Source organism: Cytobacillus eiseniae (assembly GCF_017874625.1).
Classification (GTDB): Bacteria; Bacillota; Bacilli; order Bacillales; family Cytobacillaceae; genus Cytobacillus; species Cytobacillus eiseniae.
In genome coordinates this window covers 1-11892 of sequence record NZ_JAGIKZ010000044.1, presented here as the reverse complement: position 1 = coordinate 11892, position 11892 = coordinate 1, and the positions used below count along the sequence as shown (strand labels likewise).

8 protein-coding genes, 18 tRNA genes and 2 rRNA genes are annotated in these 11892 nt (G+C 38.4%); 3 read left to right on the top strand and 25 right to left on the bottom strand.

Going from position 1 to position 11892, the window contains the following annotated elements:
• Positions 1 to 560: 560 nt before the first annotated feature.
• The 3 genes from J2Z40_RS19380 to J2Z40_RS19370 are packed head-to-tail and all read right to left on the bottom strand — an operon-like array spanning position 561 to position 1820.
• On the bottom strand, positions 561 to 875 hold the full coding sequence (locus J2Z40_RS19380) for a DMT family transporter (RefSeq protein WP_066400213.1): 315 nt from the start codon (positions 873 to 875) through the stop codon (positions 561 to 563).
• Entirely contained in the window at positions 875 to 1201 is a 327-nt protein-coding gene (locus J2Z40_RS19375) for a DMT family transporter (RefSeq protein ID WP_066400211.1), read from the bottom strand. The genes J2Z40_RS19380 and J2Z40_RS19375 overlap by 1 nt, the downstream gene beginning before the upstream one ends.
• A gap of 19 nt (positions 1202 to 1220) precedes the next feature.
• Positions 1221 to 1820, bottom strand: a complete 600-nt coding sequence (locus J2Z40_RS19370) for a TetR/AcrR family transcriptional regulator (protein WP_066400208.1) — start codon at positions 1818 to 1820, stop codon at positions 1221 to 1223.
• Positions 1821 to 2044: 224 nt separating this feature from the next.
• Between J2Z40_RS19370 and J2Z40_RS19365 the strand changes: the two genes are divergently transcribed.
• Together J2Z40_RS19365 and helD are read left to right on the top strand one after the other, a co-directional pair.
• Positions 2045 to 3778, top strand: a complete 1734-nt coding sequence (locus tag J2Z40_RS19365) for an ABC transporter ATP-binding protein (RefSeq protein ID WP_066400206.1) — start codon at positions 2045 to 2047, stop codon at positions 3776 to 3778.
• Positions 3779 to 4316: 538 nt separating this feature from the next.
• Complete coding sequence (gene helD, locus J2Z40_RS19360) at positions 4317 to 6581, top strand: RNA polymerase recycling motor HelD (protein ID WP_066400204.1); 2265 nt, start codon at positions 4317 to 4319, stop codon at positions 6579 to 6581.
• A 42-nt stretch (positions 6582 to 6623) separates the two neighbouring features.
• On the opposite strand, the gene J2Z40_RS19355 is transcribed toward helD, so the two are convergent.
• Both J2Z40_RS19355 and J2Z40_RS19350 read right to left on the bottom strand, forming a co-directional pair.
• The gene (locus J2Z40_RS19355) at positions 6624 to 7715 is read right to left on the bottom strand and encodes a mechanosensitive ion channel family protein (protein WP_066400201.1); all 1092 of its coding nucleotides are present in this window, start codon (positions 7713 to 7715) and stop codon (positions 6624 to 6626) included.
• 119 nt (positions 7716 to 7834) lie between these two features.
• On the bottom strand, positions 7835 to 8449 hold the full coding sequence (locus J2Z40_RS19350; protein WP_066400199.1) for a hypothetical protein: 615 nt from the start codon (positions 8447 to 8449) through the stop codon (positions 7835 to 7837).
• A 431-nt stretch (positions 8450 to 8880) separates the two neighbouring features.
• Between J2Z40_RS19350 and J2Z40_RS20060 the strand changes: the two genes are divergently transcribed.
• On the top strand, positions 8881 to 9012 hold the full coding sequence (locus tag J2Z40_RS20060; protein ID WP_281064498.1) for a hypothetical protein: 132 nt from the start codon (positions 8881 to 8883) through the stop codon (positions 9010 to 9012).
• 251 nt (positions 9013 to 9263) lie between these two features.
• On the opposite strand, the gene J2Z40_RS19345 is transcribed toward J2Z40_RS20060, so the two are convergent.
• From J2Z40_RS19345 to J2Z40_RS19250, 20 genes are all read right to left on the bottom strand, one after another.
• A tRNA-Ile gene (locus tag J2Z40_RS19345) sits at positions 9264 to 9337 on the bottom strand.
• Between the two features lie 20 nt (positions 9338 to 9357).
• Positions 9358 to 9431 (bottom strand) — tRNA-Gly (locus J2Z40_RS19340).
• An 11-nt stretch (positions 9432 to 9442) separates the two neighbouring features.
• Positions 9443 to 9516: transfer RNA gene (locus tag J2Z40_RS19335), tRNA-Cys, on the bottom strand.
• Between the two features lie 12 nt (positions 9517 to 9528).
• A tRNA-Gln gene (locus tag J2Z40_RS19330) sits at positions 9529 to 9603 on the bottom strand.
• A 187-nt stretch (positions 9604 to 9790) separates the two neighbouring features.
• Positions 9791 to 9866: transfer RNA gene (locus J2Z40_RS19325), tRNA-His, on the bottom strand.
• Between the two features lie 16 nt (positions 9867 to 9882).
• Positions 9883 to 9953 (bottom strand) — tRNA-Trp (locus J2Z40_RS19320).
• 5 nt (positions 9954 to 9958) lie between these two features.
• Positions 9959 to 10042: transfer RNA gene (locus J2Z40_RS19315), tRNA-Tyr, on the bottom strand.
• Between the two features lie 73 nt (positions 10043 to 10115).
• Positions 10116 to 10188, bottom strand: a tRNA-Phe gene (locus tag J2Z40_RS19310).
• A gap of 150 nt (positions 10189 to 10338) precedes the next feature.
• Positions 10339 to 10415 (bottom strand) — tRNA-Asp (locus tag J2Z40_RS19305).
• A 3-nt stretch (positions 10416 to 10418) separates the two neighbouring features.
• A tRNA-Met gene (locus J2Z40_RS19300) sits at positions 10419 to 10492 on the bottom strand.
• Positions 10493 to 10806: 314 nt separating this feature from the next.
• Positions 10807 to 10899 (bottom strand) — tRNA-Ser (locus J2Z40_RS19295).
• A gap of 11 nt (positions 10900 to 10910) precedes the next feature.
• Positions 10911 to 10987 (bottom strand) — tRNA-Met (locus tag J2Z40_RS19290).
• A gap of 31 nt (positions 10988 to 11018) precedes the next feature.
• Positions 11019 to 11094 (bottom strand) — tRNA-Ala (locus tag J2Z40_RS19285).
• Between the two features lie 7 nt (positions 11095 to 11101).
• Positions 11102 to 11178: transfer RNA gene (locus tag J2Z40_RS19280), tRNA-Pro, on the bottom strand.
• A 51-nt stretch (positions 11179 to 11229) separates the two neighbouring features.
• Positions 11230 to 11315 (bottom strand) — tRNA-Leu (locus J2Z40_RS19275).
• Between the two features lie 7 nt (positions 11316 to 11322).
• Positions 11323 to 11397, bottom strand: a tRNA-Gly gene (locus J2Z40_RS19270).
• Positions 11398 to 11421: 24 nt separating this feature from the next.
• Positions 11422 to 11494, bottom strand: a tRNA-Val gene (locus J2Z40_RS19265).
• 1 nt (position 11495) lies between these two features.
• A tRNA-Glu gene (locus J2Z40_RS19260) sits at positions 11496 to 11570 on the bottom strand.
• Between the two features lie 41 nt (positions 11571 to 11611).
• A 5S ribosomal RNA gene (rrf, locus tag J2Z40_RS19255) occupies positions 11612 to 11728 on the bottom strand.
• 69 nt (positions 11729 to 11797) lie between these two features.
• Positions 11798 to 11892: ribosomal RNA gene (locus J2Z40_RS19250) — 23S ribosomal RNA — on the bottom strand; the annotation flags it as partial.

Below are 11892 nucleotides of genomic sequence, written 5' to 3'. Positions count from 1 at the left end.
ACACGCTTTTGTCCTTCAGAACCTTGATGATGGACTTTTCCCGTGTTCCCTTACACGCTTTTGTCCTTCAGAACCTTGATGATGGACTTTTCCCGCGTTCCTTCACACGCTTTTGTCCATCAGAACCTTGATGATGGACTTTTTCCACATTCCCTCACACGCTTTTGTCCATCAGATCCTTGATGATGGACTTTTTCCGCGTTCCCTTATACGCTTTTGTCCTTCAGAACCTTGATGATGGACTTTTTCCACATTCCCTCACACGCTTTTGTCCTTCAGAACCTTGATGATGGACTTTTCCCGTGTTCCCTTACACGCTTTTGTCCTTCAGAACCTTGATGATAGACTTTTTCTTCGTTCCCTCACACACTTTTGTCCATCAGATCCTTGATGATGGACTTTTCCCGTGTTCCCTTACACGCTTTTGTCCTTCAGAACCTTATTAATGGGCTTTTTCTAAGATCCCCTTAACAAGGCTAAACCTATTTTCATAAAAAAAGCTAAACCATTAGGCTCAGCTTTTTTGTCATTATGCATAAAGTAGCTTCTCTTGTTTCTCCTTAACTAACTGCCTTTAACCCTACAACAGAGAAAATAATACCAAGCATACATATAATCCGAAGCCAGCTCTTTGATTCTTTAAAGAAAATCATTCCAACAACAGCAGCCCCAACCGTTCCAATTCCCGTCCATACGGCATAAGCGGTTGCTAAAGGAATAGTTTCCATCGCTCCAATAAGCAACTGAAAACTAATGATAAAGCCAGCATATAAAATCACATTGTTCCCTACACTATTATTGTCAGCCGTTCTTTTTATCCCGATAACTCCGATCACTTCGAACAAACCCGCTAAAATAAGCAAAAGCCAATCCATTAATTTTCACTTCCTTTACTCGTTAATTTCAATCCAATAATGCACGCTAGTAAAAGTAATATTAATAAAATTCTAAGCAAACTGACTGCTCCTCCTGAAAGAACCATTTCCACAATTGTTGTTCCAACAGTCCCCATACCAGCAAAAACTGCATACACAGTACCTACTGGCAGTACTTTTGTCGCTCGAATAATTAAATCAAAGCTTGCCAATATTGCAATAAGGACAACCAAAGGAGGAATCTCCTCATATTTAAATCCGCTTGCCCATACTACTTCAAGTAGGCCGCCAATAATCACAAACAGCCATGCTTTTGATTCATTCATTTTAAACACCCCTCGCCGTCTATTTTCTACAAATGCTCTGTATGTACCCTTTTATTTGCAAATCAATTTTCTCCTCATTAAATAACTTTTGATACAGAATAGATTGTGTAGTCATTCCATCAATTAAAGCATGCAAGCCTATTACGCCTATATTAAGATCAAAGGATTCCTCAAGCATTCCTTCTTCATGTAACAATGTTAGCAGCTGACTTATCAGTTCTCTTACAGATTTGTACATACTCCTGCTTAAAGCTTCTAATGTTGGGTCTCTTAATGCCATTAACGAAAAGACAAGCCATGCCTCACACTCTATTTGATGGTCTTCATCATAATAAGGAATAAGCTGCATAAGTACAGCGCTTACTGCTTCTATTACTGGCGTATCCTCTTTCATAGCATTTTTAACCCTATCCTCCAGCCTCTTGATTAGCAGCTCCATTGCAAAAATATATAGGTCATGCTGTGCTGGAAAATAATATTGAACGGACCCCATTGACAATCCAGCTTCTTCAGCTATTCTCCTTACTGTAGTTTTTTCTAATCCAACTCGTCTGATAATCGTCATCATTGCATCTGCAATTAATTCCTTTCGCTTATCATGATCAACAATCTTTGGCATACAGCACTTTCTCCTTGTTTTTTTAATACAAGAATATTAAAATATTTTATGTTGGTCAACCATATTAAATAAATAAAATGACATGAAACTTAGTATCTTATCTAGAGATTCAAAGCTGAAATCGTTTTGTATTCTGGTTAAAAACAGATACAATTGGACACAAACGATAGAATGATCTCATTTTTCTCTATTAAAAATGATTGCTTGGATAGGAGTTGATATTTATGGAAAATAAACAAACAAATTTAAAGGATTTTTTCTCTCTAATTGCATCCTCAAATATACCTAAGCTTGCACTCTCTTTTGGTTTAATCGCAAGCTTAATAACAACGATTGCAGGTCTTGCTATCCCCCTGCTCACAAAAAATTTAATTGACGGGTTCTCAGTAGCCTCATTAAGCGTTCCACTCATGATCGCTATAGGTGCTGTGTTTATTATCCAAGCGGTAATAGATGGTCTATCCATCTATTTGTTAAGTATGGTCGGTCAAAAGATAGTTGCTTCGATCCGCGATCGAATGTGGATCAAGCTCATTCGATTGCCAGTCAGTTATTTTGACAAGCAATCCAGTGGAGAAACGGTGAGTCGTGTAGTCAACGATACAAATATCGTACGTGAATTAATCACTAGTCATTTTCCGCAGTTTATTTCAGGGATTATTACGATCGTTGGCTCCATCATTGTTTTATTAATTATGGATTGGAAGATGACACTTCTCATGTTAATTTCAGTCCCAATTACAATTATTATAATGATCCCTCTTGGACAGAAAATGGCAAAAATTTCGCGTGGGCTTCAGGATGATACGGCTACTTTTACAGGACATCTTACCCAAACACTTAGTGAAATTCGTTTAATGAAAGCATCAACAGCTGAACAAAATGAAGAGGTTAAAGGATTGAGTGGCATTCAGAACCTCTTTCGCTATGGATTAAAAGAGGCAAAGATATTCGCTCTTATTGGCCCAATTATGTATACAGTTGTGATGATTGTTATTGTGATGATTATCGGATATGGCGGAATGAGAGTGGCAAATGGAACGATGTCAACCGGAGCGCTTGTTGCATTTTTACTTTACCTCTTTCAGATTATTTATCCAATCACATCTTTTGCAATGTTTTTCACCCAATTGCAAAAAGCAAAAGGAGCTACCGAACGGATTATCGACATATTAGACCTTCCGTTAGAAAAAGGGCAGGATGGAATTGAAATGGATATTAGCAATCAGCCAATTCAAATTCAGAATGTATCCTTTTCTTATAATGAGGATGAGCCTGTCCTCAAAGACATTTCTCTAGAGGCACAGCCTGGTCAAATGATTGCTTTTGCTGGACCTAGTGGCGGTGGGAAAACAACGATGTTCGGATTAATCGAACGATTCTATGAACCAACTTCAGGAGAGATTCGCATCGGTGATACCTCCATTAGCAAGCTATCCATTGAATCTTGGAGAAGTCAAATTGGGTATGTATCACAGGAAAGTGCGATGATGGCTGGAACAATAAGAGAAAATTTAAGCTATGGGCTAGAAAATAGTACGGATATATCAGACGAGCGTCTGTGGGAAGTAGCTAAAATGGCTTATGCCGATCAATTCATTGAACAATTTCCAAAAGGCTTAGAAACAGAGGTTGGCGAGCGAGGGGTCAAATTATCGGGTGGGCAAAGACAAAGAATTGCCATTGCACGAGCCTTTTTACGAGATCCAAAAATCCTTATGATGGATGAAGCAACAGCAAGCCTAGATAGTCAATCAGAAAGTGTTGTCCAACAAGCCTTAACCCGCTTAATGGAAGGACGGACAACTTTTGTCATCGCTCATCGACTATCAACAATCGTCGATGCAGATCAAATTATTTTTATCGAAAATGGAAGAGTGACAGGCACTGGAACACATCATGAATTGACACAATCACATGCCCTCTATCGAGAGTATGCTGAGCAGCAATTGGCTTAGTTTAAAAAGGCTCCATCTACATTCAAAGGTAGATGGAGTTTTTTTCTATTCCCTTACAATTATGTTTATTATTTTTTTACAATAGCAATTCTACAAGTTAATTTTTATTTCATGTGTTTGAACATTGATATACAGCCATTCGACAATTTCTTTAATCAAACGTTTGATTAAAAATTACTATTCTTCATTTGACTTTTATGTCGCTTTTCCATGATTTCTGTCGTTTGGCTATCTCTTATCAATGATGGTTAGTATTTTTCTACAATAGCAATTCTACAAGTTAATTTTTATTTTAAGTGATTGAGCATTGATATATAGCTATTCGACAAATTCTTTAATCAAACGTTTGATTAAAAATTACTATTCTACACTTTATTGTCCTTTCTTTCTTCGATGATGACTATCGTTTTCCTTGTGCCATAATTTACTGCAAATGATTGCATCCGACTAACTTTTCTGATAATATAAATTCCTTATCACTCACGCTCCTTTGTATTTCTCCATTGCGGCTGAATTGTAAATAGAAGGGAGAAATTCTATGTCATCTCAACAACATCCCGATTTTGAACAGGAAAAGCAGCATTTAGGCTTTACGAAGAAGTATATCGATGTCGTTATAAAAACGGCTGAAACAAGTAAGGATCAATTTCAGGAAAATATGAAAGAATCCTTCAATGATGTTGATTGGCTTGAATCAAGTATGAGCTATTTGTCTCTTTTAACGAATGCTCGTTTTTTTGAAATGTCTCGTGATGAATTAAAACATTTAAAGATTGCGAGAAAAAAGCCCTATTTTGCAAGACTCGATCTTCTTCGGGATGGAACTAAGGAAAAAGAAGTTTTGTATATTGGCAAAACCTCTTTATACTCTAGAGAAAATCAGGAACAATTGATTGTTGACTGGCGTTCGCCTATTGCCAATCTCTATTATGAGGGACGGCTTGGGGATGTTCATTATGAGTCTAATGATGAAACCTATAATGGGTATCTATCACTAAAGCGCCAATTTATGATTGAGGATGGCAGACTCGATGAAATTCGTGACATCGACTTAACAACTACAGATGAATTGCTACAAGAGTCTCTAGCAAAGAGCTCAAGCAATCGCCTCACAGAAATTATCTCTACGATTCAGGAAGAGCAGAATAAAATTATTCGCGCCGACCTTAATCGGCCTATCATCGTGCAAGGTGCGGCTGGAAGTGGAAAAACAACGATTGCTCTACATCGGATTAGTTATTTTATCTATCAATATAAAGAAAACTTTGCCCCTGAACAATTAATGATTCTAGCACCGAGCCGCTTATTTATAGACTATATATCAGAGGCATTGCCTGAACTTGGTGTTGAAAAGGTACGCCAAACGACCTTTCAAGACTATGTACTAACGGCAATTAACGAAAAGCTGTCAATTATAAATGATAACAAGCTGATTCACCTTCTGGAAAATCCTAATCATAAGGAATCAAATCAACTTGCATGGGTTTCATCTATTAAAGGCTCACCTGTTTTTCAGCAGATCTTAACTAAATATATTGCTACTATTTATGAATCTTTCTATCCCACAGAGGATTTCACCGTTGATAAATTTCGTCTCTTCAGCAAAAAGAAGTTCATTCAGCTCTTTAAAGATGATTATAATTACCTCCCACTTTATCGACGGTTAGAAAAGCTAAAGGCTGTTTTACAAAATGATCTTGCAAAGAAAAAACAAAACATGATTAAAAAAATAGAAACCTATTATGATGATCGAATTGAGCGTGCACTTTATCGAGGAAATGATCCAGAGAAAAGACGGCAATATGTATCAGATGCATTAGATAAAAAAACACTAAGACTTGCCGAAATAAAAAAGGCCATTCGAACGGCTTTACCTACATATATGAGACAGTTTCCTAAAAAATCATTGGTCTACTATTATCTACAACTTTTTAGTGACCCCACTCAGTTAATTCACTGGTCAGAGGGGCATCTCTCTGAAAAGGAGGGTAATATTCTTTGCCAATATCAGCAGCAGCTATTTAGGAAAAAACAATTTGAAAGAGAAGATCTTGCACTTATGTTATTTTTACAAGTGCATTTATTCGGTATTCCTAAAGAACTGAAGGCAAAAAATATTGTCATTGATGAAGCACAGGATTACAGTTATATGGAGCTGCTTTCACTAAAAAAGGCACTTGATACCGATATGTTTACACTTGTTGGTGATCTTGCACAGGGGATTCATTCCTATAGAGGGCTTACCTCATGGAACAATGTAATAACAAATATTTTCCCACGTGCTACTTATACGGAACTGCAGAAAAGCTATCGAACAACGGTAGAAATTATGGAAAAGGCTAACGAGCTTCTTCGTCTGCTTCCCTACTCCTTTCCTGAAGTGGTACCAGTTGTACGCCATGGAGAAAGTCCAACATTTATTAAAAGAAGAAATGGCAAGGACTTTGTTAGGCAAATAGAAACTCAAGTTGCCTTTTTAAAAAAGGAAAGCTATAAAACGATTGCTGTCATTGGAAAGACAATGAAGGATTGCAGACTTCTTGCTCATCTATTTAATGAGTTTTCCGTAGAACCCGTTAAACTGCTTGAAGAACAAGAAAAAATCCCGAAGGATACGATGGTCATTGTTCCTTCCTTTCTTGCAAAGGGATTAGAATTTGATGCAGTAATGATTGTCTGTCTCGAAGAAGCTTTTTCAAGAGAATCAGAACTTGATATCAAACTACTCTATGTCGCAATGACTAGACCACTGCACCGACTCTTTTTTTATGGGGAACGGAAAGAAGACTTTATTATTCTATAGAAAAAAGGCTGCTTCCAAAGTGATTTGGAGCAGCCCCTTTTTTTATGATTGTTGTGTATCCACTTTTTTCTGCTTATCCACATCAGAATCCACATATAACTTTCTTGTTGGCAATGCCACATAGACGCCTTCGCTTTCAAGTATGTCCATAACCTCAAAATTGATTGCCTCTTTAATCTTTAGAAATTCTCCCCAATTTGTTGTATTTGTAAAAAAATACACGAAAATTTCTAATCCATTATCCATATATTTATCAAATGTAACAAAGATCGTGTCTGGATGAATATCCGGATGGTCTTTTAAAAGTGTTTCTATCCGATGTACAACATTTCTTAACTGATCTTTTGTCGTGTCATAAGAAACTTTCAAATTAAAGGTAATTTGCCTCTTCCCCATTTTGCTCCAGTTCGTAATCGGTTCATTTGCTAATGTGGCATTCGGTACAGTCACAAGTGCTTGTGAAAACGTACGGATCACTGTACTACGAAATGAAATATCCTCAACAGTTCCCTCTACACTTGGTGTCATTATCCAATCACCGATAGAGAATGGCTTTTCCGTAATAATGACGACACCACCGAATAAATTGGCAAGCGCATCCTTTGCAGCTAGAGAAATAGCTAGTCCTCCAATCCCCAAACCTGCAACAAAAGTGCTGATACTGTACCCGAACACTTCTGCAATAATACTTACACTAATCGCAACAATAATAATCCTTAGTGCTTTAGAAATGAACGGAAGAAGAATTTCATCCATTTCTGTATTAAATTTTTGATTGATCCTCTTAAATAGAAGGGAGGAAGAAGATGAAAGATTAAATAGACCCCAACTAATAATCACAATCACAGATGATCGAATGATATTTAAAAATAAAAGATTTCCTTGATCAACTAGAGGGAAGTAGCCAGCAGCAACATAAATCCCAATGATAAGAAACAACCACTGAAAAGGTCTCTCAAACGCAAGAAAGATATGTGAAATAAACTCACTTGGTGCTTTACTGCTCAATTTTAAAAGAAGAGCAAATACGTATTTTGCAAAAATCTTTCTAAAAACTAAAAATAACAAAAAGATACCGATGGATATTCCGATATCTTTCCAGTTTTCATAAGACATAATAAATTCCCAAAACATAAGTAGTACCCTCCTAACGATGCTATTTTTTTATAATAACATAATGGAGTTAACTGAAAGGTATAAAGAACTTTAGAAATTAAAATATGATAAATAAATAATTGCCATTACATTGTTTATTAGCCTGCAAGAGACTTCGCCTTTTCAAGAAACATTGAACCTATAGTGAAAATTTGGTTTCTTCTTTTAACTGGTTTTCCTTTTCTCAGATAACCTTGTTCTGCCAGATAGGATTGCAGCGATCCTTCGTACAATAAGTCAAACTTCTTACAAGAGGCCAAATCATTCGGTTTAACTAAGCTTGGATGCTTGCTCATGATTGAAATCCCACCATTATTTAAAATAGTTGCTACAAATTCAGAACAAAAAAAGGCATGTTCCCGATCTATTCTTTTATTAAACAACACGCCAAAAAGACCAAGAAAATTATATTTATAGCTATGTTGACGATTTTCTATTTGACGAATAGCGAGAAGCATTTGCTCATATTCAAATTTTGTCACAGAGCAGCTATATATTGCACAATTTGCCTTTTGAAATAACTCTCCTTCTAAACTCTCCTTCACAAATCCGCCAATAAATGGATTGTTTTCCCTCTTCCTTCCAAAGCTATAGACTGTATCAAGCTCCCTCGAAAAGGAAATGGATGCATGATTTAATGGATATTTAGTAAATGTCTTTATTAGTTTTGTAAGCATTGTCCCCGTATCCGTTAATATAATATATACCTCCACCTTTATTCCCTCCCCGTTTAAATATTTTTGATAAGATTAACTTGTTCGTTAGCTCATCTCTTCTTACTCTATCTTCCTATAAATTTTCCTTTTGATAAACATTCGCAAGTGCTATCTTTATCTAGGACTGGAGTCTTATATTAATAAATACGTAAAAACGAGTGACTAAGTTTCAATCCTAACTGAAACAATTTGTCAATTTTCCAGATAAATGGACTCTTCAAAAGGAAATGACTATTTCGGACATAATTAACATCTTAAAAAAATTGCTAATAAATTTCTAGTTCTTTTATAAGTTTTTTAATTTTCATGAATAAATTTAGTGGTTATTTAGCACTATAAGGATAGGCTGGTTTTTAGAATGAAATACTTACATTTTCATATAAAAATCTTATGTAGCCTTATAAATACGTATATAAAGGAGGACAAAATTGGCTAAACGAAAAGGAAACCAAGAACAGTTAACTCCTAAAGCTAGTGACACTGAATTTGGCGCCGAATTAGGACTAAGCAAGAAGGCAAGAAAAAAAGCAGCAAGAGAAGAAAAAAGAAAAAATAAATAAGATTCATGCGACCATATTGACAACCCTAAGACGACAGAAAACAAGCCAAATAGAGGAAATACCTCTTTCAACCTTCCTCCAATTTGGCTTGTGATCTTAATATATATAGGAAATCCCCCTCAATCTTCCTTCCGTTCCATACAATTCCTTACCTTATCCTTTAAACTAAAGCAACACATCCTATGAAATAAAAAAGATAGCAAACCATATTTAAATAAAATTGGTTTGCTACCTTTTTCCTTCATAATATATGGGCCTAAATGGACTCGAACCATCGACCTCACGCTTATCAGGCGTGCGCTCTAACCAGCTGAGCTATAGGCCCCTTGAACTTTTAACTCTAATTGGAGCGGGTGAAGGGAATCGAACCCTCGACAACAGCTTGGAAGGCTGTGGTTTTACCACTAAACTACACCCGCAATGATATAATTGGAGGCAGCAACCGGATTTGAACCGGTGATAAAGGTTTTGCAGACCTCTGCCTTACCACTTGGCTATGCCGCCGATAGAAAAAGATGGCTGGGCTAGCAGGATTTGAACCTACGCATGTCGCAGTCAAAGTGCGATGCCTTACCGCTTGGCTATAGCCCACTGAAGTATCAATATTGAATTACCTCTTGAATAATCTACATGAAAGATCACCGCAGGAACACTTAATCACAATTGAATATGCTCCTTGAAAATACTTCTGTAGTTAAATGTTTCGACAATAACTAAGAATGATTTCATATCATATAAAATTAATTATGCCTGACACATTTCTATTCAAAATATAAAATGGGGCGACTGATGGGAATCGAACCCACGAGTGTCGGAACCACAATCCGATGCGTTAACCACTTCGCCACAATCGCCATAAATAAAAACCGACAGGGGTAGTAGGAATCGAACCCACACTGAAGGTTTTGGAGACCTTAGTTCTACCTTTAAACTATACCCCTATAAATGGTGGAGGGGGGCAGATTCGAACTGCCGAACCCGAAGGAGCGGATTTACAGTCCGCCGCGTTTAGCCACTTCGCTACCCCTCCGATATAATATGCTAAAAAGAGGATTTAGACCCTCAACTACTAATTAAGCTAAGGCATATAAAATAAAAAAAGATGGCTCAGGACGGAATCGAACCGCCGACACAAGGATTTTCAGTCCTTTGCTCTACCGACTGAGCTACTGAGCCAAATATAATATAATTCCTAAATAATGTTTGCAATAAAAACCTGTGCTCAAAAATTCTCACGAATTTCCTCGCAGATCGCCGCTGAAGCTTAGTCATAGATGTTAGCGATCCTCTACCGACTGAGCTACTGAGCCAAATAATATAAAAAAATGGCGGTCCGGACGGGACTCGAACCCGCGACCTCCTGCGTGACAGGCAGGCATTCTAACCAACTGAACTACCGGACCAAATTGCGGGGACAGGATTTGAACCTGCGACCTTCGGGTTATGAGCCCGACGAGCTACCGAACTGCTCCACCCCGCGATAGTAATAATATAATGTTTCTTTATTGCTTTTAAGTTCGCGGATTGAATGACCGCCCCGATTTCAGGTAGTTTATTCAAGTAGTAGCTCAATCGGTGCGCTGAAGATTATTCTTCGTAGCTTATTCGATCGTGCTCCACCCCGCGATAGTAATAATATAATGTTTCTTTATTGCTTTTAAGTTTGCGGATTGAATGACCGCCCCGACTTCAGGTAGTTTATTCAAGTAGTAGCTCAATCGGTGCGCTGAAGATTATTCTTCGTAGCTTATTCGATCGTGCTCCACCCCGCGATAGTAATATAAAAATTGGTAATGGAGGAGGAAAGGGGATTCGAACCCCTGCGCGGTTTGACCCGCCTGTCGGTTTTCAAGACCGATCCCTTCAGCCGGACTTGGGTATTCCTCCAAATAAAAAATTGGTAGCGGCGGAGGGAATCGAACCCCCGACCTTACGGGTATGAACCGTACGCTCTAGCCAGCTGAGCTACACCGCCAAAATATTATGTTATTCAATAATAGTGATAATGGTGGAGCCTAGCGGGATCGAACCGCTGACCTCCTGCGTGCAAGGCAGGCGCTCTCCCAGCTGAGCTAAGGCCCCAAATTAATGGTCGGGAAGACAGGATTCGAACCTGCGACCCCTTGGTCCCAAACCAAGTGCTCTACCAAGCTGAGCTACTTCCCGAATTCAATATCAGAAGCTTACTCCAATTTCACTACTATTAAAAACAAATAATGCCGAGAACCGGAATCGAACCGGTACGGTAGTCACCTACCGCAGGATTTTAAGTCCTGTGCGTCTGCCAGTTCCGCCACCCCGGCAAGTAATTGGAGCGGAAGACGGGATTCGAACCCGCGACCCCCACCTTGGCAAGGTGGTGTTCTACCACTGAACTACTTCCGCAAAAATTACCTAATTATTAAAAAATGGAGGATGACGGGATCGAACCGCCGACCCTCTGCTTGTAAGGCAGATGCTCTCCCAGCTGAGCTAATCCTCCATGGTGACCCCTACGGGATTCGAACCCGTGTTACCGCCGTGAAAGGGCGGTGTCTTAACCGCTTGACCAAGGGGCCAAAGAAATACTTTACAAAATAATAGCCCCTATTGGGGCTTAGCCTGGCGACGTCCTACTCTCACAAGGGGACAGCCCCTAACTACCATTGGCGCTGAGAAGCTTAACTTCCGTGTTCGGGATGGGAACGGGTGTGACCTTCTCGCTATCGTCACCAGACTATTATTATTAACTGAAAGATTATTCCTTCAAAACTAGATAACAGATAGACAAACATCATGATTTTAATTGGTTAAGTCCTCGACCGATTAGTATTTGTCAGCTCCACGTGTCACCACGCTTCCACCCCAAACCTATCAACCTGATCATCTTTCAGGGGTCTT